The 26,982-nt window shown below is 41.6% G+C and carries 27 protein-coding genes; 1 reads left to right on the top strand and 26 read right to left on the bottom strand.

Annotated features, from left to right (window positions below; genetic code table 11):
• Positions 1 to 167: 167 nt before the first annotated feature.
• From dnaG to rpsU, 21 genes are all read right to left on the bottom strand, one after another.
• A complete protein-coding gene (gene dnaG, locus MKY83_RS11980; protein WP_342487374.1) occupies positions 168 to 1,997 on the bottom strand; it encodes a DNA primase in 1,830 nt (609 codons plus the stop codon).
• Positions 1,998 to 2,030: 33 nt separating this feature from the next.
• Complete coding sequence (locus tag MKY83_RS11985) at positions 2,031 to 2,531, bottom strand: YaiI/YqxD family protein (RefSeq protein ID WP_126740715.1); 501 nt, start codon at positions 2,529 to 2,531, stop codon at positions 2,031 to 2,033.
• A 261-nt stretch (positions 2,532 to 2,792) separates the two neighbouring features.
• Complete coding sequence (locus MKY83_RS11990; RefSeq protein ID WP_044139409.1) at positions 2,793 to 3,614, bottom strand: pyruvate, water dikinase regulatory protein; 822 nt, start codon at positions 3,612 to 3,614, stop codon at positions 2,793 to 2,795.
• 25 nt (positions 3,615 to 3,639) lie between these two features.
• Positions 3,640 to 4,278, bottom strand: coding sequence for a helix-turn-helix transcriptional regulator (locus MKY83_RS11995; RefSeq protein WP_034620854.1), 639 nt, complete (start codon positions 4,276 to 4,278; stop codon positions 3,640 to 3,642).
• 166 nt (positions 4,279 to 4,444) lie between these two features.
• Positions 4,445 to 6,490, bottom strand: coding sequence for a glycine--tRNA ligase subunit beta (gene glyS / locus MKY83_RS12000; RefSeq protein ID WP_342487375.1), 2,046 nt, complete (start codon positions 6,488 to 6,490; stop codon positions 4,445 to 4,447).
• The gene (gene glyQ, locus MKY83_RS12005) at positions 6,483 to 7,370 is read right to left on the bottom strand and encodes a glycine--tRNA ligase subunit alpha (RefSeq protein WP_003217487.1); all 888 of its coding nucleotides are present in this window, start codon (positions 7,368 to 7,370) and stop codon (positions 6,483 to 6,485) included. The genes glyS and glyQ overlap by 8 nt, the downstream gene beginning before the upstream one ends.
• A 329-nt stretch (positions 7,371 to 7,699) precedes the next feature.
• Positions 7,700 to 8,470: a DNA repair protein RecO gene (gene recO, locus MKY83_RS12010; RefSeq protein WP_342487376.1), complete on the bottom strand. Its 771-nt coding sequence runs from the start codon at positions 8,468 to 8,470 to the stop codon at positions 7,700 to 7,702.
• Positions 8,471 to 8,504: 34 nt separating this feature from the next.
• On the bottom strand, positions 8,505 to 8,648 hold the full coding sequence (locus MKY83_RS12015) for a YqzL family protein (RefSeq protein ID WP_065098441.1): 144 nt from the start codon (positions 8,646 to 8,648) through the stop codon (positions 8,505 to 8,507).
• A 148-nt stretch (positions 8,649 to 8,796) separates the two neighbouring features.
• Entirely contained in the window at positions 8,797 to 9,702 is a 906-nt protein-coding gene (gene era, locus MKY83_RS12020) for a GTPase Era (protein ID WP_065098416.1), read from the bottom strand.
• On the bottom strand, positions 9,695 to 10,093 hold the full coding sequence (locus MKY83_RS12025; RefSeq protein WP_342487377.1) for a cytidine deaminase: 399 nt from the start codon (positions 10,091 to 10,093) through the stop codon (positions 9,695 to 9,697). The genes era and MKY83_RS12025 overlap by 8 nt, the downstream gene beginning before the upstream one ends.
• A gap of 113 nt (positions 10,094 to 10,206) precedes the next feature.
• The gene (locus MKY83_RS12030) at positions 10,207 to 10,593 is read right to left on the bottom strand and encodes a diacylglycerol kinase family protein (protein WP_044139413.1); all 387 of its coding nucleotides are present in this window, start codon (positions 10,591 to 10,593) and stop codon (positions 10,207 to 10,209) included.
• A complete protein-coding gene (ybeY, locus tag MKY83_RS12035; RefSeq protein WP_044139414.1) occupies positions 10,571 to 11,050 on the bottom strand; it encodes an rRNA maturation RNase YbeY in 480 nt (159 codons plus the stop codon). Before ybeY ends, MKY83_RS12030 begins: the two co-directional genes overlap by 23 nt.
• Positions 11,051 to 13,138 carry an HD family phosphohydrolase gene (locus MKY83_RS12040; RefSeq protein WP_050943969.1) on the bottom strand — a complete coding sequence of 696 codons (2,088 nt, stop codon included), beginning with the start codon at positions 13,136 to 13,138 and terminating at the stop codon, positions 11,051 to 11,053. It abuts the gene before it with no gap.
• 138 nt (positions 13,139 to 13,276) lie between these two features.
• Positions 13,277 to 14,236: a PhoH family protein gene (locus MKY83_RS12045; RefSeq protein ID WP_044139415.1), complete on the bottom strand. Its 960-nt coding sequence runs from the start codon at positions 14,234 to 14,236 to the stop codon at positions 13,277 to 13,279.
• 3 nt (positions 14,237 to 14,239) lie between these two features.
• Positions 14,240 to 15,430 carry a sporulation protein YqfD gene (gene yqfD / locus MKY83_RS12050; protein ID WP_342487378.1) on the bottom strand — a complete coding sequence of 397 codons (1,191 nt, stop codon included), beginning with the start codon at positions 15,428 to 15,430 and terminating at the stop codon, positions 14,240 to 14,242.
• Between the two features lie 18 nt (positions 15,431 to 15,448).
• Complete coding sequence (gene yqfC, locus MKY83_RS12055; protein WP_012010618.1) at positions 15,449 to 15,730, bottom strand: sporulation protein YqfC; 282 nt, start codon at positions 15,728 to 15,730, stop codon at positions 15,449 to 15,451.
• 206 nt (positions 15,731 to 15,936) lie between these two features.
• Positions 15,937 to 16,434: a hypothetical protein gene (locus tag MKY83_RS12060; protein WP_106032755.1), complete on the bottom strand. Its 498-nt coding sequence runs from the start codon at positions 16,432 to 16,434 to the stop codon at positions 15,937 to 15,939.
• 31 nt (positions 16,435 to 16,465) lie between these two features.
• Positions 16,466 to 17,458: a flotillin-like protein FloA gene (gene floA / locus MKY83_RS12065; protein ID WP_044139418.1), complete on the bottom strand. Its 993-nt coding sequence runs from the start codon at positions 17,456 to 17,458 to the stop codon at positions 16,466 to 16,468.
• Between the two features lie 26 nt (positions 17,459 to 17,484).
• Positions 17,485 to 18,798, bottom strand: a complete 1,314-nt coding sequence (locus MKY83_RS12070; RefSeq protein WP_044139420.1) for a nodulation protein NfeD — start codon at positions 18,796 to 18,798, stop codon at positions 17,485 to 17,487.
• 141 nt (positions 18,799 to 18,939) lie between these two features.
• Positions 18,940 to 19,389, bottom strand: a complete 450-nt coding sequence (locus tag MKY83_RS12075) for a GatB/YqeY domain-containing protein (RefSeq protein WP_003217508.1) — start codon at positions 19,387 to 19,389, stop codon at positions 18,940 to 18,942.
• A 14-nt stretch (positions 19,390 to 19,403) separates the two neighbouring features.
• Positions 19,404 to 19,577 carry a 30S ribosomal protein S21 gene (gene rpsU, locus MKY83_RS12080; RefSeq protein WP_003152957.1) on the bottom strand — a complete coding sequence of 58 codons (174 nt, stop codon included), beginning with the start codon at positions 19,575 to 19,577 and terminating at the stop codon, positions 19,404 to 19,406.
• 182 nt (positions 19,578 to 19,759) lie between these two features.
• Between rpsU and MKY83_RS12085 the strand changes: the two genes are divergently transcribed.
• Positions 19,760 to 20,689, top strand: a complete 930-nt coding sequence (locus tag MKY83_RS12085) for a Na/Pi symporter (RefSeq protein WP_003217427.1) — start codon at positions 19,760 to 19,762, stop codon at positions 20,687 to 20,689.
• Between the two features lie 39 nt (positions 20,690 to 20,728).
• Here the strand turns inward: MKY83_RS12085 and mtaB are convergent, their stop codons facing one another.
• The 5 genes from mtaB to dnaK form a co-directional block, all read right to left on the bottom strand.
• Entirely contained in the window at positions 20,729 to 22,087 is a 1,359-nt protein-coding gene (gene mtaB, locus MKY83_RS12090; RefSeq protein WP_185107322.1) for a tRNA (N(6)-L-threonylcarbamoyladenosine(37)-C(2))-methylthiotransferase MtaB, read from the bottom strand.
• A complete protein-coding gene (locus tag MKY83_RS12095; RefSeq protein ID WP_044139424.1) occupies positions 22,087 to 22,857 on the bottom strand; it encodes a 16S rRNA (uracil(1498)-N(3))-methyltransferase in 771 nt (256 codons plus the stop codon). The genes mtaB and MKY83_RS12095 overlap by 1 nt, the downstream gene beginning before the upstream one ends.
• Before the next feature lie 23 nt (positions 22,858 to 22,880).
• The gene (prmA, locus tag MKY83_RS12100; protein ID WP_003217481.1) at positions 22,881 to 23,816 is read right to left on the bottom strand and encodes a 50S ribosomal protein L11 methyltransferase; all 936 of its coding nucleotides are present in this window, start codon (positions 23,814 to 23,816) and stop codon (positions 22,881 to 22,883) included.
• Between the two features lie 22 nt (positions 23,817 to 23,838).
• Positions 23,839 to 24,972 (bottom strand): molecular chaperone DnaJ, encoded by a 1,134-nt coding sequence (gene dnaJ / locus MKY83_RS12105; RefSeq protein WP_003217525.1) that lies wholly within the window; start codon positions 24,970 to 24,972, stop codon positions 23,839 to 23,841.
• Positions 24,973 to 25,137: 165 nt separating this feature from the next.
• Positions 25,138 to 26,976: a molecular chaperone DnaK gene (gene dnaK / locus MKY83_RS12110; RefSeq protein ID WP_113767438.1), complete on the bottom strand. Its 1,839-nt coding sequence runs from the start codon at positions 26,974 to 26,976 to the stop codon at positions 25,138 to 25,140.
• Positions 26,977 to 26,982 lie beyond the last annotated feature (6 nt).

The raw sequence follows: 26,982 nt of genomic DNA on the forward strand, positions 1-26,982 counted from the left end.
CTAAAGTAACTTGCGATTTGCTTCCGCCCTGCTTTTCTCTCTTTATCAAACAGATGAGCAAATAGGAATAAAATAAATAATGATGAAGGCAAGATGCTTGCGGTCTTATGCTCCTCCCGTAAAGGATTCATTGCCAGCCGTAAGTCTTGTCATAAATATTAGACGTATTACTTCAGCGAACGGTTCAACTGAATAATTTCTTTTGCAAGTGTTGCCGCTTTGAAGAAATCTTTTTGCCTCTCCGCTTCTGCACGTTCTAGTTCTTTTTCCTTTATCATTGACAAATTCCGATGATTCAACACTTTTTTTACATAATCACTTAATTCAGCTTCACTTAGTTCGTCTCCAACTTGAATCATGAATATATCCGTCAGAAGTTGATTGATGATATCATCTTCTATACGGTTCATCAGGTGCTGCGGCGTTGGTTCTTTGCCTTCTTCATACAAAGCATAAATGTACGTGACCAGCGCCCTGTGAGAATCTATATTAAATTCAATCCCTACTCTGTCAAGTACTTTTCGGATCACGTCATCGCTTTTTAACATATGAGCAAGCAGCATTCGCTCTGCATTTTCATATGCTGGCCGCAGACGCTTTCTTCGTACCTGTGTTGACAGATGTGCACGCCGTTTTTCAAGCCCGCTTTCTTCCTGCGTGCTTTTGGCTTCTTGACGCTGCTGTTTTTCAAACAGCTCCAGTTGTTCCTTTAATGAATCAAGTGAGATCGAGAACTCTCCAGCAAGCTGTTTCATGTAAATCTCTTGTTCCAAGGAACCGTTTAATCGGCTAATTTCTCGGAGTACCTGCTTCATATAAGTAAGCCGGTCTCCTTCATCAGATAAATTCTTTCCCCTACGGAAAAAGTTCATCTTAAAAGTCATTAATGTCACACTTGCATCTATGATGTCATTCCTAAATTTCTCGCCACCATATTTACGAATGTAATCATCTGGATCAAGTCCATCTGGTATCATGGCAACGCGAACTTTACATCCTCTTTTTCCAAGCAAATCTGAAGCTTTCATGGTGGCTTCATAACCGGCCGTGTCAGAGTCATAGCAAAGGATGATCTCTTCTACGTTCCGTCTGAGAAGTTTTACGTGCTCTTCTGTTAGAGACGTACCCATTGTTGCAACACTTTCGCCGACACCTGATGTGACAGCTGAGATGACGTCAGCAAATCCTTCGAAAAGAACCGCCCGTTCGCGTTTTCGAATATGCATACGCGCGTCATGAAAGTGATAAAGCAGCTTACTTTTATGAAAAAGTGGCGTTTCAGGACTATTCATATACTTAGGCTGCTGATCACCAAGCGATCTTCCGGAAAAAGCGACGACTGTCCCATGATGATCATGAATGGGAAACATCACACGATCCCTAAAGCGGTCAAAAAAGCCTGTTCCGTTTTCACGTTGAATCAAAAGACCGGCCTTCTCCATCATCGCAGGATCAAACCCTCGTTTTTCTAAAAACTTGGTCACGAAATCCCAAGAGTCAAGAGCATATCCGATCTCAAACTTGGCAATTGTTTCATCTGTAAAGCCTCTCGCCCGTAAATAATCGAGTGCGTTTTGACCTTCCTTTGTATTTACCAGCAAATGGTGGTAAAATTTCTTAAGAAGCTCATGCGCTTCAATCATTTTATGATCTGCAGTGCCCTCTTGCTGTGAGGAGCTGATCTGAGCATTTGCTACATGATCAGGCAAATCAATATGGTACTTATCAGCAACATGTGAAACGGCTTCAATAAATGAGTAGCCTTCCATTTGTCTGAGGAACGAAAATACATTACCTCCTGCACCACAGCCAAAACAATGGAAGATTTGCTTATCTGCTGAAACAGAGAATGAAGGAGTATTTTCACCATGGAATGGACAAAGACCGAAATAATTTCGACCTTGCTTTCTAAGCTGTACGTATTCTCCAATCACTTCGACAATGTCTGCGTTTTTTTGGATTTGCTCCAAAAGTTCATCTGGTATACGTTTGCTCATCCTAATAACACTCCGTCGTACATTATTCGCCTTTTAATTCAAAAATCCTTCATGATTCGACAGGATTTTTTGTAGTTGCGTAATAAATCGCTTTTTATCCTCTTCTAAAAGCTTTTTGGGACCTTTTCCATATACACCTTTTCTTCGCTGTTTACTGGAAACATGTCTGCGTTCCAAATCAAAATCAATTGTTTCGTTCGTGTACATCCGTCCTCTTTCAGACAGTACAATGACCTGTCTTGGAAGCAGTAATGAGGCAAGACCAATGTCTTGGGTGACGACAATATCATGCGCGGCAGCTGAGTTCGCAATGACTAAATCCGCTGCTTCCTTATGTGTATCTACAAACCGCCAATCTTCAAGTGGAGATCTTTTGGTTTGAAAATGCTCATATGAAGCAATGAATGTCACAGGTACTTGAAATTGAAATGCGACAGAAAGGATTTCGTCTTTTACAGGACAAGCATCTGCATCGACATAAATCGTCCTCTCTTGTTTATGTTCATTCAGGTGACTAATTCTCCATCCCTCCACCTTATTCCTGCTTTAGAGAAGCAAAAAGACCATACTTTTCCCCCATATAGCAAACAACAGTAAAACTCATTTTGTCGAAAAGTTATGTTCAGAATCACTTGACTTCTGCCAATATTAGTTTATTCGTTCTTGACTTAACTTAAACCTAAAATCAATCATTTTATCACAATTTTTTATTATAATACAAATGCAGCAAATATGCCATTGTTTTTGTTTACCCGTTTCCCACCATAGGAAAAACCCAGGAGGAGCATCCTGAGTTTATTCGGAACCTCTTTTGGTCAGCATTTGATGAATGACATTTGCCGTTTCTTCAACTGCTTTATTCGATACATCAACAACTTGACAGTTAATGCGGTCCACCACTTTTTCAAAATACTCTAGCTCTTCTTTAATCCGTTCAATGTTCGCATAAATCGCGCGATCATTTAAACCTAGAGATTTCAAACGCTCTTTACGAATATGATTTAGTTTGTCTGGACTGATTTTCAGACCGATACATTTCTTTGGATCAACTGAAAATAACTCCTCTGGCGGATCTACTTCAGGAACAATTGGAACGTTTGCTACCTTCAGCCGTTTATGCGCCAAGTATTGAGATAGTGGTGTCTTAGATGTGCGTGATACACCGATGAGCACAATATCAGCCTTTAGAATGCCTCTTGGGTCTCTGCCGTCATCATACTTCACTGCGAACTCAATGGCTTCAACCTTTTTAAAATAGTCCTCATCTAATTGACGTACACGCCCCGGCTCATGTTTCGCTTCATTTCCATAAGCAGTCTCCATTTTATCGATTAGTGGTCCGATGATGTCATAATAAACGACTCCGTTTGCTTCTGCTTCATCAATTAAGAATTGACGCATTTCTGGCACAACAAGAGTAAAGCAGACGATTCCGTTATCTGCTTTCGCCAGTGAAATGACTTCTTTAATCGTACCGACATCTTCTACATATGGGATTCTTCTGATATTTGAATGGTCTGATGAGCCGCCATCAAATTGGCTAAGTGCCGCTTTGACTACGAGCTCTGCCGTTTCTCCTACTGAATCTGATACCACAAAAATTACGCGATTACTCATAACATCCCCTCGCAGTCTTCTGTAATTAGATTATTTCATTCTCCGATAAGTTAACAAGTATTTTCGTCATGTTTGTTTTCGTAATTCTGCCGACCACTTCAAAGCCTTTATCCGTATCTTTTATAACAGGAAGTGCGTCTATCTGCTTTTCAATCAAGTGCTTCGCCACACCCATAATGAAATCTTCCTTGCGGCAAACGGTGATGTTCGGCATTCTTGTCATAATAATATGGACAGGAATAGATGGAAGCTCCTGTTTTCCAATACTTGCGCGAAGGAGGTCTTTCCTTGACAACACGCCTGTTAAAATAGAGTGATCGTCCACAACGAATAATGTGCCCACATCTTCTAAAAACATCGTACAAATCGCATCATAAACTGAAACATTCTCATGTATCACCACTGGAATGGATTGAAAATCTTTCACTTGAAGTTTTTTCAGCTTATCTGCTAGAAGCTGCGTACCTGTTTTTCCTGTGAAAAAGTAGCCGACCCTTGGTCTTGCTTCTAAAAAGCCTGACATCGTTAATATGGCTAAATCCGGTCTGAGGGTCGCCCTAGTTAAGTTCAGCCGATCGGCGATATGCTCTCCAGTGATCGGACCATTCTCTTTGACAATCTGTAAAATCTGCTCTTGCCGTTTATTTAACTCGATTGTACTCACCACCTTTAAATAGAGAGAGCGAATCTTTACTTTATGTATATCATTTTCATAACTCATCATATTATAGCGCATCTTTGTCCGAATGAAACAAAAATCCACTCAAAAACCGTGAATTAAATGAGTAAAAAACGATTGCCCTTCAAAAAAGGCAACCGTTCTTAGGTATTTATTTTACAATTAAATTGTTCATATTCGCAAATGATTGAATGACTTTTGCTAGTTTGACCATTTGTGCCAAACGATTTCGTTTCAGCTTTTCATCATCTGCATGAACCATTGTGTGATCGAAATAATGAACAATCGGTGTTTTTAACGTATCAAGCGCCTCAAGTGCTGCGCTGTATTGCCCTGCTGCTACATGTTCCTTGACAGCTGTCTCTACTTGCTGATACGCCTCATATAGCTTTTGCTCATGCTCATTTTCAAACAGCTCAGGCTGAATTTCTGCGTCTTCCCCTTTTTTACTGATTGAAATGACGCGTCCTAATGCTTCTGCTGTTTCTTTGAAGCTTTCTTGTTTCACGCTCTCTTCAAGAACAGCTGCTTTTTTCACGACTGCATAAGGTTCAATATTCTCAACATCCAGTACTGCATCGACAACATCATGACGGATATGCTCTGCTTGGAGGACATATTTTAAACGGTGTGTTAAAAATTCAATGAGAGCCATTTCATGTGCTGCTTCTACTTGAGCAAGTGCCAAAAGCTCTTTGAATGAAATGTTCCAATGACGATCAAGCAGAATTTGAACGATACCGCTCGCTTGTCTTCTTAGTCCATAAGGATCTTGAGAGCCCGTTGGAATGACATCAATTGAGAAGAAGGAACAAATAGAATCCAGCTTATCGGCTACTGCCACAATCGCACCAATTAAAGTGGAAGGCGCCTCATCACCAGCAAAGCGCGGCATATAGTGCTCATTGATGCTCTTTGCCACTTCTTCATGTTCGCCAAGTGCTTTTGCATATTTCTCGCCCATGATTCCTTGTAATTCTGGGAATTCATAGACCATTTGAGTCACAAGGTCAAATTTCGAAATACTTGCAGCTCTTGCCACACGCTCTGACGTTTCGTCATCTGCACCGACATGCGCTGCTAGACGCGTCGCAATGTCTGTCACTCTCTTTAGCTTGTCGCCAATTGTGCCAAGTTTCTCATGGAATACAACCTTATCAAGCTTCTTAATATTGTCTTCAATGACTAGTTTTTCGTCTTCTTTATAGAAGAAGGCAGCATCTGATAAACGTGCACGAAGTACTTTTTCGTTCCCTCTTGCGACATTTTCAAGCGCCTCACTGTTTCCATTTCTCACCGTAATGAAGTGAGGCAATAATTCCCCTTGCTCATTTTTCACAGGGAAATAGCGCTGATGCTCTTTCATTGTAGTTACCAATACTTCTTCCGGCAATGCAAGGAATTCTTCTTCAAAGGAACCAGATAGTACCGTTGGGTATTCTACAAGATTGTTGACCTCTTCTAAAAGCTCAGGATCAACAGGAATCACCCAACCTTTTTCTGAAGATAGAGCATTTAGCTGCTCGGTAATGGATTGTTTTCTTTTATCTGAATCTGCAATGACAAATTGATCGCGCAATGTTTGCTCATAAGAAGCAGGCGAGTCGATGATGGCTGCCTTACCAAGGAAACGGTGTCCTCTTGTCTCGCGGCCGCTTTTCACCCCAGCAATGTGAGCAGGTACAATCTCCTCTCCAAATAAACAAACAATCCATTTAATCGGACGGATGTAGCGTAAATCTTTGCTCCCCCATCTCATGTTCTTTGGAAAACTTAATGAAGCGGCGATCTCACCTAATGCTGGCAGAAGGTCTTTGACTTGCTTTCCTTCTTGAAACTTCTGGACATGGACATAATCCACTCCTTTGATCTCTTTAAAATAGAGATCATCTGTTGAAGCACCTTGTCCGCGGGCAAAACCTTCCGCTGCTTTTGTCCAATTGCCTTCCGCATCTTGCGCGATCTTTTTAGCCGGACCTTTAGCTTCTTCTTTGATGTCTTCTTGTTTTTCTGCGACACCTTTCACAAGTACAGCAAGACGTCTTGGTGAGTTAAATAGAGCAACATCTTCAAATGAAATGTTTTGCGCTTCAAACCACGCTTTTACTTTCTCGCCTAGCTGCTTTGTGCTTTCTGGCATGAAACGAGCCGGCATCTCTTCTAAGCCAATTTCGAGTAATACATCTTGTTTATTCATGAGAAGCCGCCTCCTCTTTTAGCATAGGGAATCCCAATTTTTCTCGTTCTTCATAATATGTTTTGGCTACTTTTCTTGCTAACTGGCGCACTCTTCCGATGTAACCAGTTCGCTCAGTAACAGAAATTGCGCCCTTTGCATCGAGCAGGTTAAACGTATGAGAGCATTTGAGCACATAATCGTATGCCGGGTGAACAAGCCCTTTGTCCATTTGGCTATGCGCTTCCTTCTCATAGGTTGTAAATAAATCAAACAGCATGTCAGTATTAGATGTTTCAAATGTATAAACAGAGTGCTCATATTCAGCCATTAAGAATAAATCTCTCACCGTGAATCCGTCTGTCCATTCAAGATCGAAGACATTTTCTTTATCTTGGATGTAGGAAGCAAGACGTTCAATACCGTATGTGATTTCTACGGAAACGGGCTTACATTCTAAGCCGCCGACTTGCTGGAAATACGTGAATTGGGTGATTTCCATCCCATCAAGCCATACTTCCCAGCCTAGCCCTGCACAGCCCAGAGATGGGTTTTCCCAGTTGTCTTCTACAAAACGAATATCATGTTTCAGCGGGTCAATACCAAGCGCTTTCAAAGATTCAAGATACAGTTCTTGAATATTGTCAGGTGACGGCTTAATGATCACTTGGAATTGATGATGCTGATACAATCTATTTGGGTTTTCTCCATATCTGCCATCAGCCGGGCGTCTTGAAGGCTCTACATACGCTACCTTCCACGGCTCTGGACCAATGCTTCTGAGGAACGTGTATGGACTCATCGTTCCGGCACCTTTTTCTGTGTCATACGCCTGCATTAATACGCAGCCTTCATTTGACCAATGCTTTTGCAACGTCAAAATCATGTCTTGAATATTCAATGATCGCACCTCCATCTTTTCTACACCATCCGCTATGTATGGCGGGTGGGTCTAGAACCCCGCAAAAGAACACAAAAACTCCCGTCTCTATGCTCGCAAGGCTCCTTGCAAACATAGGGACGAGAGTTTTTCCCGCGGTTCCACCCTATTTGCTGGTATCGTAGCATCCAGCCGCTTTGTTTTACGTTGCTCAAGAATGCCTTTCGTTACGCCTCCATCCTTAGCTCACACCGCCCTAAGGTCGCTTTTATGGATTCTGCGCAAGTACTTCTTTCTGTCAATGCAACATATTTTATCTTAGATGATCTTACAAAAAGTCATGGAAGATGTCAACTTTTGTTTTCCCCACCCATGAGCTTTTTCATGGATTCCATCTGATTCATGAATTTTTTTGATTTCAAATAAAGGCCTGAATACTCTTCATAGTAGTGATCGAGCACTTGACGAATTTCTTGTTTCGTCTGCGGTTTCACATCAACCTGACCGAGCCTTGATAAATCAAAATAATGAAATAAACGGAGCAGCCTTGCAGCTGCTGGAGATAAGGGCAGTTTATACGGATCTTTAGAAAAGCAATTTTGGCAAATAAAGCCGTTGTCTCTAATCGAGAAATGAAACTGCCCTTCTTTTTGACCACAGTGGACACATTGATCCAGTTCGGGCTTCATTCCCATCACTGATAACATTTTGACCTCTACGATAAATAAGATAATATCAGCATCTGTACCTTCATTCAGATGACGCAAAGATTGAAGCAGGAGCTCAAACAAATAAGGGTTTGGCTTTTTTTCTTCTGTGCTTTTATCGAGTAACTCTGTCATATATGCGGCATATGCGGTCAAGAATAAATCCTCCCGAATGGTTCGCATACTTTCAATCATTTCGCCTTGCTGGAGCGTTCCAAGTCCTGTTGATGATTGGATCAGGAAGGTTCCGTATAAAAACGGCTGGCTTATGGCTGACAGGCGGCTGTTTGATTTTTTTGCGCCTCTTGCCATCACACCAATTTTCCCATGTTCTCTAGTGAGCAGCGTGACAATTTTGTTTGTTTCGCCATAATCTGTTGTTCTAAGGACGATTCCTTCACTTTTAATGAGCATTTGTCTACACTCCGAGCATTGGAGGGGTCAAGAATTATAAGATTGGAAAATCAAATCGTGCTATCTCTTCTTCAAGTATATCGGGTCTTTCCAGGTTCTCCTTTTCTAACTCTTTGAAAAGCAGATACGTGTCAACGCTTCCTGTTTGTGAAAATACGTTCCATGTAAAATTCAACATAAAAACCCCACCTTTCTTTATTAGAAGCAGCAACGCTACATCCAACATATTAATTATATCTTGACCAAGCTACCTCCATTTCATGATAAACAATTTTTACTAATCGAACCGCACCATTGTCAGATTTTATGACAACAGCAACGATTTTTTAATATTCGTCTTCTCTAAATCCGAAATCACGAAGGTGAGTGGATTTATTACGCCAGTCCTTTTGAACCTTTACCCAAAGCTCCAGATACACTTTTGAACCGAGAAGTGCTTCAATATCTCTGCGCGCTTTTTGTCCCACTTCTTTTAATAAGCTGCCTCGTTTCCCAATAACAATCCCTTTTTGTGAATCACGTTCTACGACAATGGTCGCCGCCACATGGATCTTACCATTTTCATCTGGCTTAATGGATTCAATCGCCACTGCAATACTGTGCGGGATCTCTTCTCTTGTTAAATGCAGCACTTTTTCACGAATTAATTCAGAAATAATAAACCGCTCTGGATGATCTGTTACTTGATCTGCTGGATAAAATTGCGGGCCCTCAGGAAGATAACCTTCAACCTGCTGAAGAAGCGTGTCAATGTTGTTTCCTTCAAGAGCTGAAATTGGCACAATTTCCTTAAATGGATAACGTGTGCGGTATTCATCAATTAAAAGGAACAGCTCATCTGGGTGAATTTGGTCGATTTTGTTGACGACTAGGAATACCGGTGTAGATGTTTGCTTGAGTCGTTCAATGATGAATTCATCACCCTTGCCATAGCCTTCCTTTGCATTGATCATAAACAAGATCAAATCGACTTCCTTCAGTGTATTTGTAGCCACTTTCATCATAAAATCACCAAGCTTATGCTTAGGTTTATGAATCCCTGGTGTATCGATAAAGATCGTTTGTGACGTGTTTGTTGTTAAGACACCTTGCACTTTGTTTCGTGTCGTTTGGGGCTTATCACTCATGATGGCGATCTTTTGTCCAATCACACGATTAAGAAAGGTTGATTTTCCTACATTTGGTCTTCCAATAATGGATACAAATCCTGATTTGAAGCTTTCGTTAGTCATTTAAATCCTCCGGTGAAAATGCGCCTGGCAATAGTTCGTTTACTGTTGTTTCGTATATTTGTCCTTTTAAGTTCGTTAGAATCACTGGCATGTCAGGTGCACATAGCTCTGAAATAACCTGTCTGCATGCGCCGCACGGCGAAACAGGCCGGTCTGTATCAGCTACTACCACTAGCATTTGAAACGATGTGATGCCTTCTGAATAGGCTTTAAAAAGTGCTGTTCTTTCCGCACAATTACACATACCATATGCTGCATTTTCAATGTTGCAGCCGCCATACACTTTTCCATCGTTCGACAACAATGCTGCACCGACTTTGAATTTTGAATAGGGTACATATGCAAAATCTCTTGCTTTAACTGCTTCTGAAATCAACTCTTGTTTGTTCATTCCTAGTTCCCACTTTCAGAAGAAATGGACCCACTGTCACATTTATATTTTACATAATTCACGTGACATTTTCACGCCCATTTCTAAAAATGTTAATAAATAGTAATATTGTTCTATTGCATGATCTTCGGTAAGAAGATGATCAACCCAATCATAACCGAAATCGCGGCGTAAACGCAAACAGCGCCTGCTGCGGCGTCTTTCGCTTTCTCAGCAAGCGGATGCCTCTCTTCTGTCATCAGGTCCACTGTATGTTCAATGGCTGTATTGACAAGTTCAAGCGCAAACATCCCCCCGCATAAAAGCAAAACGATCATCCATTCGAATGGTTCAATGTGAAACCAAAAGCCGCAGATCACCACGATGATGGCTGCGACTGTGTGAAATCGAAAATTCCGTTCATTCAAGAAAGTTCGCCATATTCCTCTAAATGCATAATAAAAACTCCGAAAAAAACGGGCAAGCGGCCTTCTTTTCTTACGAAGATCTTGAAAGGCCATAATCATCCAAGATCTTTGTCTGTTTGGCGAACATTTCTTTTTCATCTTCCTCTGTCATATGATCAAACCCGAGCAAATGCAGGAATCCATGAATGGCGAGAAATCCAAGCTCTCTCATAAAGGAATGTCCATATTCCTCTGCCTGCTCTTTCGTACGGTCCACACTAATGATGATGTCACCGAGTACAGGTGGAATATCATCAGCACCAATGATTTCAATTTCCCCTTCTCCTTCTTCTTCGAGTGCAAAGGAGATCACATCCGTTGGTGCGTCTTTTCCGCGGTATTCTTTATTAATTTGATGAATCTCTTCATTCGAAACGATCGTCACTGATACCTCCGCTTGATCTTTGACCTCAAGGGCATCAGCAGCGAACTGAAGAAGCTTTTCCACTTCTTCAAGCTGCTCTTTTGATACTTGTCCTGTTTCATCTATTAAATCGATTAACAATGTCATTTACTTCACCTTCTGCTTCGGGGCATCTGGATATTCAATCCGAGAATGGAAAATCCCCTTTAATGTTGTACAAATCGTTTGACTAATAATATTTAACTCTTTAAATGTCAGATCACATTCGCTGAATTGCCCATCCTGCATTTTATCGGAAATAATGCCTTTGACGAGCTTTTCGATCCGCTCTGGATTTGGATTATGCATCGATCGTACCGCTGCTTCCACGCTGTCCGCTACAGAAATAATTGCCGCTTCTTTTGATTGCGGTTTTGGCCCAGGATAACGGAATTCTTCTTCTGTCACCTGATCATCACGCTCTTTTGCCTTATAGTAAAAGAACTTTAACAGCGACTTCCCGTGGTGCTGTTCGGCAATATCGACAAGCTCTTCAGGAAACTTTTTTTCTCTCAGCATATCAGCTCCATCTGTCGTATGGGCAATAATGATATTTTTACTTAGCTGAGGAGAAAGCTTGTCATGCGGATTATCAATGTTCATTTGGTTTTCGATAAAGTATTGCGGTCTTTTCGTTTTCCCAATGTCATGATAATAAGCGCCAACCCTTGCTAAAAGACCGTTTGCTCCGACTGCTTCACATGCAGCATCTGCTAAATTTGCCACCATGACACTATGATGATATGTACCTGGTGTCTCTGTTAAAATCTTTTTAAGGAGCGGATGGTTTGGGTTAGATAGTTCAATCAGCTTCATTGTTGAAAGAATGCCGAACATACTCTCAAACACTGGCATTAGACCAATGACCAAAATAGATGATGCAAACCCTGATACAATCGCCATCATAAGGTTCACACCGATTTCAAGTCCTGATGGTGAGGAGTTTTGAATCAGCGTTATGGATAGAACCACAAGGACATTCACCAAAGCGACCGAAAGCCCTGCCTGCAATATTTTTGAACGCGCATTATGCTTTCTCAAAAATAAAATGCCCGCCATCCCGCTCACAAGGTAATAAGCGCAGATCACATAGTTAAAGACGCCGGTTACTCCTTGATTAAACATCATACTGCCGCAAAGAGCAAATACAAGACCAGAGAAGATCGCTAGCCGCTCATTGATAAGCAGCTTGATCAGCATCGTGCCAAGCGCCACTGGCACCACATAACCTATCGTCGTATACTTCGTTTCCTGAAAGAGACTGAATACTTCCATGATAACTAAAATAATGGTAAAAATGAGCGAGTAGAGAAGCAACGACTTATTCTTATGAACAAGCGATTTTTTCCTCGATTCAAGTGAATGAATAATCGCTGCTAAGAATAGACCAATCAATATCATAAGACCGCTTACAGGCTTAATCAAATTGGAGCTATTTAAGAGCCCTGTCAGTTCTAATTTACGATACACTTCTCGGTCGATAAGTTCTCCTTCTTCGACTAAGATTTGCCCTTGCTTAATTTGAACCGGCTGAATATTATCAGCGGCTTCTTGCCTTTTCTTCTCTGTCGCCACTGGATCAAATACATAGTTTGGAATGATCGCAAATTCACCGATTTCTTTCGCTGCATTTAAGTATTTGGATGGAATTGAGTTATTTTCAAGCTCTGTTTTCACTTGTTTTTTCTCATCTTGTAATTTCGCTGCTGTGATTTCTTTACTCATCAGTGAATTCACCACTGTGATGATGGAATCCTTAGTAAAAGAGAGATTTTCGTCACTTGCCTGAAGCAGTGCTTTGATGGATTGGTCTGAAACAGCCTCCTGCATATCTGATGTGAGTTTTTCTTTGACACGCTTGACCATTTCTTTATCTGATGGCGGATTTTCTTTTTCATCAGCTGCTTTCTTCTCTTCTTTAATGGCTTCGAAAAGGGAGGAGATGAGGTCAACACGATTGTCAGAATACGCTTTTTTGAGTGTATATTGATCCTCTACTTGATCTGTTGCTTCTTGCTTCTTTTCTTCTGTCGCTTCTTGATCATCGACGGTTGATGGAGAATAGATGGTCTGTTCGCTCACTGAAAATAAATCTAAGTCGAGCGATTCAGGCTTTACATGGAAGAAGAGCACCACGAATAGAATGGCTGCTAAACCAGCGTATAGCAAAACATTTAAATAACGTGAGCGCTCCATTTTCTGAGGTTCTTTTTTAGACAGCAGTCTTTTGCGCTTACTGTCTTTCTGATTCTTTCTCAAGGAAAGTACCTCCTTTTTTACTTTAAACCACGATCGAAACAAAATGACCCGATGAAGACGATCGGGTCACTAAGGTCATTTTTGCTTTTCGTATGCTCCGATGATCTTTGCCACAAGCGGGTGTCTGACCACATCTGTCTGGTCTAGCTCAATAAATGAGATGCCCTTGATCTCTGCAAGCATGTCCTTTGCAGCTGCAAGACCAGACTGCATGCCCTTCGGCAGGTCAATCTGTGTAATATCTCCTGTAATGACCATTTTAGAGCCAAACCCAAGTCTCGTCAAAAACATTTTCATTTGGGCAGGCGTTGTATTCTGCGCTTCATCTAAAATAACAAATGCATCATCGAGTGTCCGTCCTCTCATATAGGCAAGAGGCGCTATTTCAATCACACCGCGCTCGATTAAACGTTCCGTATGATCACTGCCAAGCACATCATGCAAGGCATCATATAGTGGTCTTAAATAAGGATCTACTTTTTCCTTTAGATCACCTGGTAAAAAGCCAAGACTTTCTCCTGCTTCAACAGCTGGTCTTGTCAGGATAATCCGTTTCACATGTCCATTTTTCAGTGCATGTACCGCGTTGACGACTGCCAAATACGTCTTCCCTGTTCCAGCTGGTCCAATTCCAAAGACCAAGTCATCTTTTTTCATTGCCGCAGCATATTCCCGCTGGCCAATGGTTTTTACTCTGATTGACTTTCCTTTTGCATTTTTCGTAATTTCATCTTCATACATATTTTCAAAATAATTGAGCTTGTCTTTTTGCGCCATTTTAATGGCATAGACGACATCCCGTTCAGAAATCTCAATTCCTTTTTGGATGAGATGTAAGAGAGATGTAATCAGACGGCTCGCTGTTTCTCTTGATGCTTCCTGACCAGAAACATACACCTTTTCTCCGCGCGTAATAATGGAGACATTCAGCTCGTTTTCCATCAGTTTCAGATAAGCATCTTGATTTCCAAATAAAGCAATCGCTTCGTTTGGGCTATCTAATTTTTGTTGAATTTCAAGTAAATGTTCTGTCATTCTCTAGTCTCCCTGAACAATAGGTGTTGGTTGAACAATATCTTCTATTACTTGGTAAAGGATGATTAACTTAACTTTACCATTCCCTGTTGCCTCGTGCAAAACTTTTTCACTTTTCACCTCTCCTGTTTGACCTAGCTTCTCTTCTAATTCTTTTTTACCCATTTTAATCCCTGCTTGAACCGCTTCTTTATTTGTGTATGTCCGGTTTATTTTTTCGCTTTCGCGTGTCGTTTCTTTTTCATAGGAAAATGGGAGCTGGAAGTTTAAGAAATGGAGTGGGTGAACTTCAGTTTCTGTTTTTGGCTGCTTAAAATCATCTTTTTTAAAGGAAAAGCCCCAAAATGGCATTGAACCTCCAAATGCGGAGAGCTTGTGCTTTGTCTTCATTTTACCCGTAAAGACATCAAAAGATGTTCGAAGAGGGACAGAAACTTCAGAACGATACCACGTTTCACCATAAATTTTCGCTTTAGCACCAACCGTTTTTTGCTGGTCTTCGCTGCCGATGAGGCCAGAGACGAGCATTTGTCCTTTCTTCACATGTTCATCAACTGCGGCAAGCGGCTCCCCTTTTTCCACATACATTCTCGTGATGACCGCCTTCTTCTTGGCCACAATATGCTGTGGACTCGTATATTTCTCTTTTTCCGGCTCATTTTTTTCCACAACTTTCATTTGAAATGTTGTACCGTTTAGTTCAACGCCAACCCATGTAATGCTTTGAATATTGGCGGTCAGTGATTTTTGAATTTTTTCAGGTGTTCCCATTAGAAACTGAAAACGGCCTTTTTGCACACCAATCTCGTCTAAATGCTTTCTCATCTGATGTTCAGTTTCTGGATTGGCTCCTTTAATATCAATTTTCCACACCATGTTTGAAAGTGCCAATATCGTCACTAGAAAGAACACAATCCCAAGGGTAAACCCAATATTCTTCCTTGACCATAGGAGAAGAAACGGAAATCCCTTCTTTTGATGAAATGAACATGTTACCTCATGATGTCTTTGTACTTTTCTGAAGGCATGTACATCTGATAAGCGAATAAATAAGCGCACGCTGTCTTGACGGCGGCTCACTTGAAACATTGTGATCCCCTGTCTCGTGCACTCATTGATGAGCCGCTCAATGCCGTCTCCCTTGATTTCCACTTCCACTCTGCCAATAAAATAGGCGAACCATTTATTCTTCACACTTCTCCCCTCCGTCAGTTAAGAATCAATATAACGGACCTCATCGATTTTCCCTTCTAATAAGATCTCTTCTGGCAAAATCGTTTTAATCACAAAATCTTTCCCTGAAATAATGCATTGTCCTTGTTTGAGCATCAGCCTTACCTCTTGATCACTGAAAAGTAACAGCCCTTTATGATTCTCTATGTAAATGTGGAGTCTGCCAACCATCGTAATACGGGGAAGATCCATCATGACGTCTGGAGGGATTTCAAGTGTTCTTGTCAGCCATGCTTTAAGTCGATTTTTTCTTTTTCCCATTCAATTAGAACCCCTTCCCGCCCCATGTGTATGAGATCAAACTGAAAGATGGTGAGACTGATGAGAAAGTCTCTATATCATCCTATTCCTCAGCGGTTCAGATCATGCTAATGAATCCCGCAAAACAGCCGTTTCATCATTTTTACTGCGAGAAATCTCCATCAGGTCAAACAAAAAAAAAGCCCCTTTATATGGGACTTTCTTGTTTATCTGTTATATGGCCGTTTCATCGTTCTGTGCGGCTTTTTCGCGCGCGGCTCTCCAAATACTTCTCCAAGGATCATCCCCTGAACAATTGTATCTTGGTTGAGCTTCTCAATGATCTTTGGCTTCACTTCGGCAGAAGCAGCCTTTGGCCTTGTCAGTTCTCTTTCAAGCGATTGGAATTCTCTATTCAGCTCGCTTTTTCTTTCTTCCATTTCGGCAAGTGTATCGGTATAGCGGTCCTGTAAGGATTGAGATGTTTTTTTCTTCATCCCGCCATGATCATGTACATCGCCGAAATCGTCCATCTGATCCGTCACGACTGGATCTGGACTTGTTTGTTTTGTTTGCTTTTGGGGCATCTGCTTACGCTGAGGAGCTGGCTTGTTTTGCTGATTCTTTTGTTCGTTCTCCTCTTGTTTGCCGATTTTCCCAAAGACAGCAGAGATGATACCGATGATAATCGCAATTAGTAACGGATTTTCAAATAGAATGTCCATTGGGCTCCCTCCTTAAAGCGTGAGAGGATGCTTATTTGTTTTCATTATCAGATGGACCTTTTGTCATTTTACCAAATGAATCTCTCATGTCCGTATCAGCATCGATATTCTTAATATTCATGTAGTCCATGACTCCAATATTACCTTCACGTAATGCTTCAGCCATGGCAAGTGGTACTTCAGCCTCTGCTTCTACAACTTTCGCGCGCATTTCTTCAACTCTTGCACGCATTTCTTGCTCCTGGGCAACAGCCATTGCGCGGCGTTCTTCCGCTTTTGCCTGTGCAATGTTTTTATCTGCTTCTGCTTGGTCTGTTTGCAGAATTGCCCCGATGTTCTTACCGATATCCACATCTGCAATATCAATCGAGAGAATTTCAAACGCAGTACCTGAATCTAATCCTTTACCAAGAACCGTTTGAGAAATCATATCTGGGTTTTCTAGAACCTTTTTATGATTATTTGATGAACCGATTGTAGAGACAATCCCTTCACCTACACGAGCAATGATTGTTTCTTCCCCTGCACCACCGACAAGTCGTTCGATGTTTGCACGAACTGTAATACGTGCTTTTGCTTTTACTTCAATCCCGTCCATTGCCACACCAGAGATAAATGGTGTTTCAATGACTTTAGGGTTTACACTCATTTGTACAGCTTCAAGTACGTCACGGCCTGCTAGGTCGATCGCTGCACAGCGTGCAAAGTTCAATTCGATATTCGCACGTTGAGCCGCGATCAATGCATTTACAACACGGTCAACGTTACCACCTGCAAGGTAGTGACTTTCTAATTGGTTAATCGTCACATCAAGACCTGCTTTATGTGCTTTGATGAGCGGGTTGACCACTCGGTTTGGAATGACGCGGCGAAGTCTCATTCCTACAAGTGTAAAAATGCTTACCTTTACGCCAGCCGCTAGGGCAGAAATCCACAGCATCACCGGTACAAAGGTGAAGAAGATCGATAGAACGATCAGACCTGCTGCGATAATCACAAATAATAGTAAAGTAGATGGATCCATTTTATTCCTCCTATAAAATCAGTTATCTATACTTTCCTCACGACAATGCGTGAGCCTTCCGCTTTCACAATTTTTACTTGTTCATCCTTATCGATGAATGCACCTTCTGATACAACATCAATGCGCTCATCTCCAAATACTATTGTACCTGACGGACGAAGTGCGGTTGCTGTCACCGCGATTTGCCCAACAAGATCTTCTCTTGTTTCATTTGAGACATAACCGCTTTCCTTATTGGTTGAATCGGTTAAAATGAACTTTTTGAAAAATTTCATACGTTTCCCCAACACCTTTGTCAATATAATAACTGCTATGATTGAAACAGCAGTGGCAATCAAGATGGAAATCGCCATTTCTGTAAAGCTTCCAGCTGCTAAAAACAAGCTGACAACCACACAGATCAGTCCAATGACACCTACGATTCCCCCCGGCAAAAACAATTCCAGAATCATGAGCAATATCCCTGCTAAAAACAGGAACAACGTCTCATATCCTGCAAAACCAGCCACGAGATGACCATAAAAGAATAAAAGAAGCGCTGTCACTCCCATCGTGCCTGGAATCCCAAAGCCAGGAGAATAGAGCTCAACAATTAACCCTAAGCTTGCGATGGATAAAAGGATTGGAATGACGATCGGGTGCGTGAGAAAGCGCGCAACCTTTTCAGCAAAGCTCACTTCATCGTATTGAACAGAAGCGTCGGCTAACTTCAGCTTCTGAAGCAAGTCATCCATATTTTTCGCTTCCCCTTCTGCATAACCGAATTGAAGCGCACGGTCTGTGTTGAAGGTGAGCAATTCTCCTTTTGGTGCACCAGCTTCTTTTGCGTCTATATCTACATCTGCCATTGCAAGTGCATACTTTGGATCACGCCCCTGCTTTTCGGCAGCGTCACTCATTTCAGCAAGCCATAGCGATTCAGATTTTTGGTCGGCAGCATTGCCTTCTCCATCAATGATCGCAGCAGCCCCCATCTTTCCATTTGGGGTCATATAAATATCGTCGGCATTTAGTGCAAGGAATGCCCCAGCAGAAAGCGCTCTATGATTCACAAAGGCTGTCACAGGAATATCAGACGCACGAATGGTATCTGCGATCTCAAGCGCCGCATCGACTGCACCACCTGGTGTATTGATGTCTAGAATGATATGTTTCGCTCGTTCGGACTTTGCCTGCTCAAATGATCGTTCAATAAATTGAGAAAGTCCTTTTTCTACTGTATCTTCAATTGGGATAACATGAACTTTTTGATCTACTGATTTCGCGGTCAATTGAACCCCTAATAATAAGCATATTATAAAACAACTGAAGAGAGCAATAGAAATTTTTATTTTTTTCATCTATTTGGTAATCCCTCCTCTCTATCTTCCATTTTACCGTTCCTTTACATACGTTACAAATGTATCATAGGTTTCATTTTTATATGACAGAATGATGAAGGTATAAAAAAAGTACCCTTCTAACAATAGAAGGATACTTTTTTATTGAGACAGCTGTTCGCTGACAAGTCTGTTAATGACAGCTCCATCAGCTTTACCTTTTACTTTTGGCATAATAGCGCTCATGACTTTACCCATATCAGTCTTCGATGATGCACCTGTTTCAGCGATCGTTTCTTTCACGATCGTTTGCAGTTCTTCTTCAGAAAGCTGTTCAGGTAAATAAACGTCTAAGATGTCAATCTCTTTTTGAACTTTATCTACTAAATCTAAGCGATTAGCTTTCGAAAATTCATGGAGGGAGTCTTTACGTTGCTTAATCTCGCGGGAAAGGACGGTTAGTTCCTCATCGCCGGTCAAACTGTCTTTCTTAAGCTTAATTGCTTCATTTTGGAGCGAAGCCTTAACCATCCGAATGACAACAAGCTTGTCTTTCTCACGGTTTTTCATAAAAAGCTTCATATCAGAATTTAATTGCTCAAGAAGACTCATAAAATCCACCCTCTTTAGAATTTACGTTTTCTAGCAGCTTCAGACTTTTTCTTGCGCTTTACGCTAGGCTTTTCATAAAATTCACGCTTTCTTGCTTCTTGCAATGTTCCAGTTTTGGATACACTGCGTTTAAAGCGACGAAGAGCATCTTCAAGCGATTCGTTTTTTCTAACGACCGTTTTTGACATTCTCTTTCCCTCCCTCCGAATACACCAATCGACTGCATTAAAAAAAGATATACATGCAAAACATGTACCTAGATATTATAATATAAGCCTAGTGCGAGGTCAACTAAGTGATTTGGAAATATATTTTCGTCATGAGCAGGTAGACAAGTCCATATATTCATTGGTAAGAGGAGGACTTTTCTATGATGGCGATCATTTATTTTTGTGCACTTATTTTCATTTTTTTATGGTCAATGGGTTTGCTGAGAAAAGGATTAATGGCGCTTGCGTCGTCTCGTATTGAGAAATCACTTCTTCTCTTTACAGATCATCCGGTAAAAGCATTCTTAGTCAGCATCGTATTTACAGGAATTCTTCAAAGCAGTTCAGCGTTTATGGTCATCGTGATTGGCTTTGTCAGTACAGGTATTCTCTCTTTTAAAAAATCCATTCCAATGATTCTTGGTACCAATATTGGCTCTACGTTTACAACAGAATTTATCGCCATTAAAATGGATGTTTTCATGTGGGTCTTAATCCTAGCTGGTCTGATATGCATGATGTTAGGCAAAAAATCTTTTAGGCATGCAGGAAAAAGTATATTTGGACTCGGTATGATCTTTTTTTGTATTCAAGGCTTTTCTAAAATTGCAGGTATGATGACAAGTCAGCCTGAGACACTGCGCTTTCTCGAAATGATGCAGCATTCTGACTGGACGGCGCTGCTTTCTGGCACTATTTTCACAGCGATTGTTCATTCGAGCTCCGTCTGTATCGGCATTTTAATGGGATTTATGAATGAAGGAACGGTTGGGCTTCAGGAAGGGATCAGCTTTGTGTTAGGGTCCAATATTGGGACTTGTATTACAGCCGTAATGGCTGCCATATCTGGCGGCTATGCAGCACGTCAAACGGCTTATGCACACGTTTTGTTTAATGTGCTCGGAGTGCTTTTATGTCTCCCATTTCTCGCCATGATGACAGAATTCGTCGCCCTTCTTGCAAACGCTCCAGCCCAGCAAATTGCGCACTTCAGCCTGCTGTTTAATGTGGCAAGCTCTTTGCTTTTCTTCCCATTCATCCGTCCATTTCACACATTGATTTTATGTCTGTTACCGAATCAATCAAAATAAAACACCGGCTTGCCCTTTTGGCAGCCGGTGTTTTATTGATTATGAGGTCATTCTCACTTTGTCTGTTTGTACTTCATCGCTCATACGAACGAATTGTCCTTCGTTATAAGGATAACCCGCTTTCGTAATTTTCACTTTGACCAAACGGCCGATCATGTCCTCTGTTCCTTCAAAAACAACCTTCATATAGTTATCTGTATAGCCCACATAAAGATTGTGCTTTCCTTCTTGTTCTTTGAAGGATTCTTCCGGAATAATCTCTAGGACATCTCCTTCATAAGCTGATGCGTATTCTTTCGCAAGCTGGTCAGAAAGAGCGATCAAGCGGTGGACACGTTCGTTTTTCACATTTTCATCCACTTGATCTTCCATTCTTGCAGCTGGCGTACCTGTACGTTTGCTGTAAGGGAATACGTGCAGTTCAGAGAATTGATGGTCTTTGACAAAATTGTATGTTTCCAAAAACTCTTCTTCTGTTTCTCCAGGGAATCCTACAATCACATCAGAGGTGACAGCAAGACCTGGCAATGCTTTTTTCAGCTTTGTTAAACGCTCTGCAAAGAATTCCATCGTATATTTACGGCGCATTCTTTTCAGCACTGTATTAGAGCCAGATTGAAGCGGGATGTGAAGATGTCTGACAATCTTATCTGACTGATCAAGCACTTCTATCACTTCATCTGTAATTTGACTTGCTTCGATAGATGAAATACGAATTCGTTTTAAGCCGCTGACACGTTCATCTAATTCTTTCAGAAGCTTTGCAAAGTTATAATCCTTTAAGTCTTCTCCGTATCCGCCTGTGTGAATACCTGTTAATACAATTTCTTTATAGCCGGCATCCACAAGTTGCTGCGCTTGGTTGATGACCTCTTCTGGATCACGAGAACGAAGAAGTCCGCGAGCCCAAGGAATAATGCAGAATGTACAGAAATTGTTACAGCCTTCTTGGATTTTTAATGACGCACGTGTTCTGTCTGTAAAAGCAGGAACATCGAGTTCTTCAAACACACGTGCTTTCATAATATTTCCAACCCCATTAATCGGCTGTCTTTCTCTGCGATATTCTTCAATGTAACCGAGTAATTTATGTCTGTCTTGTGTTCCCACGACAATATCAACACCAGGAATCGCCATGATTTCTGCTGGAGATGTTTGCGCATAACAGCCTGTTACACAAATGACACCATCCGGGTTATGACGAATGGCTCTTCTAATGACTTGGCGGCTTTTTTTATCGCCAGTATTCGTGACCGTACATGTATTAATGACATATACGTCTGCTTTTGATTCGTACTCTTTTCTTTCATAGCCTGCTTCTTTAAACAGCTGCCAGATCGCTTCTGTTTCATAGTGATTGACCTTACAGCCAAGTGTATGGAACGCTACTGTTCCCATCATGATTCACCTCTTAATAACTCTGTTTGATAAGATATAGCAGAAAGCGCGTAAAGAGGAGCTGTTTCTGTTCTTAAAATGCGTGGTCCGAGCCCGCAAATGACTGCACCAAGCGTTTCAAGCGCTTCAATCTCCTTTTCTGCCAAACCGCCTTCAGGGCCAAAAACCACTAGCAAGGTTTGTCCGCCTTTCATCTGTTGGAGCACAGTTTGAAAGCGGCTTTGCTCTCCTTCTTTCGATGATTCTTCGTATGCAACGACACATTTATCGAATTCACCAGCTAATTGAGTCAGCTCTTTAAATGTTGATACTGGATCAACACGAGGAATGATATTCCGGTAGGACTGTTCAGCTGCTTCTTTCGCGATTTTCTCCCAGCGCTCTCGTTTTTTATGTGACTTCTTTTGGTCAAGTTTTGTAATAGAACGAGCCGCTTGAAACGGGATAAATGCGCTTGCGCCAAGCTCTGTGCCTTTTTGGATAATCAGCTCAAGCTTATCTCCTTTTGGGAGACCGCTCGCAATTGTTACTCTTACCGGAAGCTCTCTGTCCTGATTTGTCCAGCCTTCAACGTGACAAATGACTTCTTCCTTTGTTATTGTATCAATTTTACTGAGCGCTTCAAAGCCGTCTGTCGTTAAGCAAAGGATTTCCTGCCCTGCTTTCATGCGCATGACGTTGGAAAGGTGATGTACATCTTCACCATTGATGACGATAGATCCCTTTGCGATCACTTCTTCTTTCGTGAGGTCGATAAAATATCGTTGCATACGTGTCCTGACACCTACTCGCTTTATTTTTTCGCTATAATGCTGACCCAATCTTCCATTGACAGCACTTCAACAATGTCAAAACCTGCTTCTTCTAATGCTGTTTTGACTTGTAATTTCTTTTGTCCAATGATGCCTGATGTAATGAAATAGCCGTCTTTCTTCAATAAGTCATAGGCTTGATCTGTAAAGCGCAAAATCACTTCTGCGAGAATGTTGGCAACGATCACATCTCGTTCACCTGAAATCCCATCAAGTAAGTTGTTTTGCTTGACCGTCACTTGTTCGCTTACACCATTTAGCTCAATGTTTTGCTTTGCACTTTCAACCGCAACGGTGTCGAGATCAAAGGCTTGAATGTCCTTTGCACCAACCATCGCTGCTGCCACACTTAAAATCCCAGAGCCTGTTCCAACATCAATCACCGTATCGTTTTCCTTCACATAGCGCTCAAGCGCCTGAATACAAAGAACGGTTGTTGGATGTGTCCCTGTTCCAAATGCCATTCCTGGGTCCATTTCAATAATCAGTTCATCAGAATGAACCGGTGTATATTCTTCCCATGTCGGAACGATGGTGAATTTTTCAGAGATTTTCACAGGATGATAGTATTTCTTCCATGCGGTGGCCCATTCTTCTTCATTTACTTCACAGATAGACAGCGTATTTCGTCCAAGGTCAATATCGTATAGAAGAAGATTGTTAATGGCTTCTTTGATCTCATCTACCGTTTCCATTAAAAAGCTGTTCATTGGAAGATAGGCTTTGACGATGACCCCTTCTTCAGGATAGTCATTCGGATCGAGCTGGTAGATCTCACCGTATACATTTTCACGTTCCTTGACTAAATCAAGCGGGTCCTCAATCACGACACCACTCGCACCTGCTTCATGCAAAATATTGGTGATTGGTTCCACCGCTTCATTTGTTGTATGGACGCTAATTTCTGACCACTTCAATACTACCAACTCCTTATCCGTCTTACTCGCCTTTAAATGCGCGTTTTACCTTATCGAAGAAGCTCATTTCTTGTTCGTCCGGTTTATTTCCGCTCACTTCAGCAAATTTTCTAATGATATCTTTTTGATTGTCCGTTAAATTTGTTGGTGTGACGACTCGTACAACGATATGCTGATCGCCTTGGCCATAGCCGCGTACATTTTTCACACCTTTTCCTTTGAGTCTAAACTTTGTGCCAGTTTGCGTGCCAGCAGGGACTTTTAATTTCACTTTACCGTGTAATGTCGGCACTTCAATTTCGTCACCTAATGCAGCCTGTGCAAAGGTTAACGGCATTTCGCAGTAAATATCATCTCCGTCACGTTCAAAGAATTCATGCGAACGCACATGGAACACAACAAATAGATCGCCTGGAGGTCCTCCATTTACACCTGGTTCCCCTTGACCAGACACTCTGAGCTGCTGACCATCGTCAACACCAGCTGGGATCGTCACATTGATTTTCTTACGCTTACGCACTTTACCAGAGCCGCCGCATGTAGAACATTTGTGATCGATTTGTTTTCCTGTTCCGCTACAGTAGTTACATACTCTGCGGTTGACCACTTTACCAAACGGAGTTGACTGCTCAACATTTAATTGACCAGAGCCGCCGCAATGTGAACAAGTCTTCGCTTCTGTCCCAGGCTTTGCCCCTGAACCATGACATGTTTCACATGATTCCTCGCGAGGGATTTCAATCGTTGCTTCTTTCCCAAATGCTGCTTCTTCAAATGAAAGCGTCATTGTATATTGCAAGTCTGCTCCTTGACGCGGTGCATTTGGATCTCTTCTTCTGGCTCCACCGCCAAAAATACTAGAGAAGATGTCATCAAAGCCGCCGAAGCCGCCAAAGTCTCCTCCTCCGCCAAAACCGCCGCCGCCAAAGCCTTGGTTTGGATCGGTATGACCGAACTGGTCATACTGCGAACGTTTTTGATCGTCAGAAAGGGTTTCATAGGCTTCTTTTACTTCTTTGAATTTCTCATCTGAGCCAGCTTCTTTATTAATATCAGGGTGATACTTTTTTGAAAGCTTGCGGTATGCCTTTTTGATCTCGTCTTTTGAGGCGCTCTTACTCACGCCAAGCACTTCATAGTAATCACGCTTACTCATCTCTTCACACTCCCGATTTTCTCACATAAGTACGATTGTATCATTTTGATTTGACCTTTTTCAATTGCTTTCATCGTTGGAAAGAAAAAAAGTCAAAGCCAAGAGATCCTGACTTTGACTTTCTGACGAATACGTTTCAGCAGTCTTTTTCAAAAGTAAAGGTGATTATTTTTTCTCTTGATCGTCGTTTACTTCTTCGTATTCTGCATCCACTACATTGTCATCTGCTTTTTGAGCACCTTCAGCGCCTTCTTGCTGAGCTTGTGCTTGTTTTGCAGCTTCTTCATAGAGCTTTGTCGTTAGTTCTTGAACGATTGTTTGCAGCTCATCTTTTTTCGCTTTGATGTCTTCAAGCTCGCCTTTTTCGATCGCAGCCTTTAGTGCATCTTTCGCGTCGTTTGCTTTCTTCACTTGCTCTTCATCGATTTTGCCTTCTAGATCTTTTAATGTTTTTTCAGTTGTAAACACTAATTGATCTGCTTCATTGCGCACTTCGATTTCTTCTTTTTTCTTCGCATCTGCTTCAGCATTTTCTTCTGCTTCTTTGACCATTTTTTCGATCTCATCATCAGAAAGACCTGAAGAAGATTTGATTGTGATGTTTTGCTCTTTGCCTGTACCCATATCTTTCGCACGTACGTTGACAATACCGTTTTTATCGATATCAAAAGATACTTCGATTTGTGGTACGCCGCGTGGTGCTGGCGGAATGTCAGTCAATTGGAAACGACCTAATGTTTTGTTGTCTGCTGCCATTGGGCGCTCACCTTGCAGGACATGGATGTCTACCGCTGTTTGGTTGTCAGCAGCCGTTGAGAATACTTGAGATTTACTTGTTGGAATTGTTGTATTACGTTCAATCAGCTTTGTGAATACGCCGCCCATTGTTTCAATTCCTAAAGAAAGTGGTGTTACGTCAAGTAGAACAACGTCTTTGACATCTCCTGTGATGACTCCACCTTGAATCGCCGCACCAAGAGCAACCACTTCATCAGGGTTTACACCTTTATGAGGCTCTTTGCCTGTTTCTTTTTTGATTGCTTCTTGTACTGCAGGAATACGAGTTGATCCACCAACAAGGATGACTTTATCAATCTCGTTAGCAGATAGACCAGCATCTTTCAATGATTGACGTACAGGTGTCATTGTACGCTCTACAAGATCTGCAGAAAGCTCTTCGAATTTAGCACGTGTTAGCGTTAATTCAAGGTGAAGAGGACCTGCATCTCCAGCTGTGATAAATGGCAGTGAGATTTGTGTAGAAGATACACCAGAAAGATCTTTTTTCGCTTTTTCAGCAGCATCTTTTAAACGCTGAAGCGCCATTTTATCTTTTGAAAGGTCAATGCCATTTTCTTTTTTGAATTCAGCTACTAAGTGATCAATGATCACTTGGTCAAAATCGTCTCCACCTAGTCGGTTGTCCCCAGCAGTTGAGCGTACTTCAAAGACGCCGTCTCCAAGCTCAAGGACTGATACGTCAAATGTACCGCCGCCAAGGTCGTATACAAGAATCGTTTGATCTTCATCTGTTTTATCTAAACCATAAGCAAGTGCAGCTGCTGTTGGTTCGTTGATGATACGTTCTACTTCAAGACCAGCAATTTTACCAGCATCTTTTGTAGCTTGACGTTCTGCATCGTTGAAGTAAGCAGGAACTGTGATAACAGCTTTTGTTACTTCTTCGCCAAGGTAGCCTTCAGCGTAAGATTTAAGATGTTGAAGAATGATTGCAGAGATTTCCTGCGGTGTATAGTTCTTGCCTTCAACTTCTACTTTATAATCTGTACCCATATGTCTTTTAACAGACATGATTGTGTTCGGGTTTGTAATTGATTGGCGTTTCGCTACTTCACCCACTTGACGCTCTCCATTTTTAAAAGCGACAACAGATGGCGTTGTACGTGCTCCTTCAGCGTTTGCAATGACTTTTGGCTCTCCGCCTTCAAGTACTGCAACACATGAGTTTGTTGTTCCTAAGTCAATCCCAATGATTTTACTCATAATCGA

Origin of the sequence: Bacillus sp. FSL M8-0266 (assembly GCF_038613425.1) — a bacterium.
Classification (GTDB): Bacteria; Bacillota; Bacilli; order Bacillales; family Bacillaceae; genus Bacillus; species Bacillus pumilus.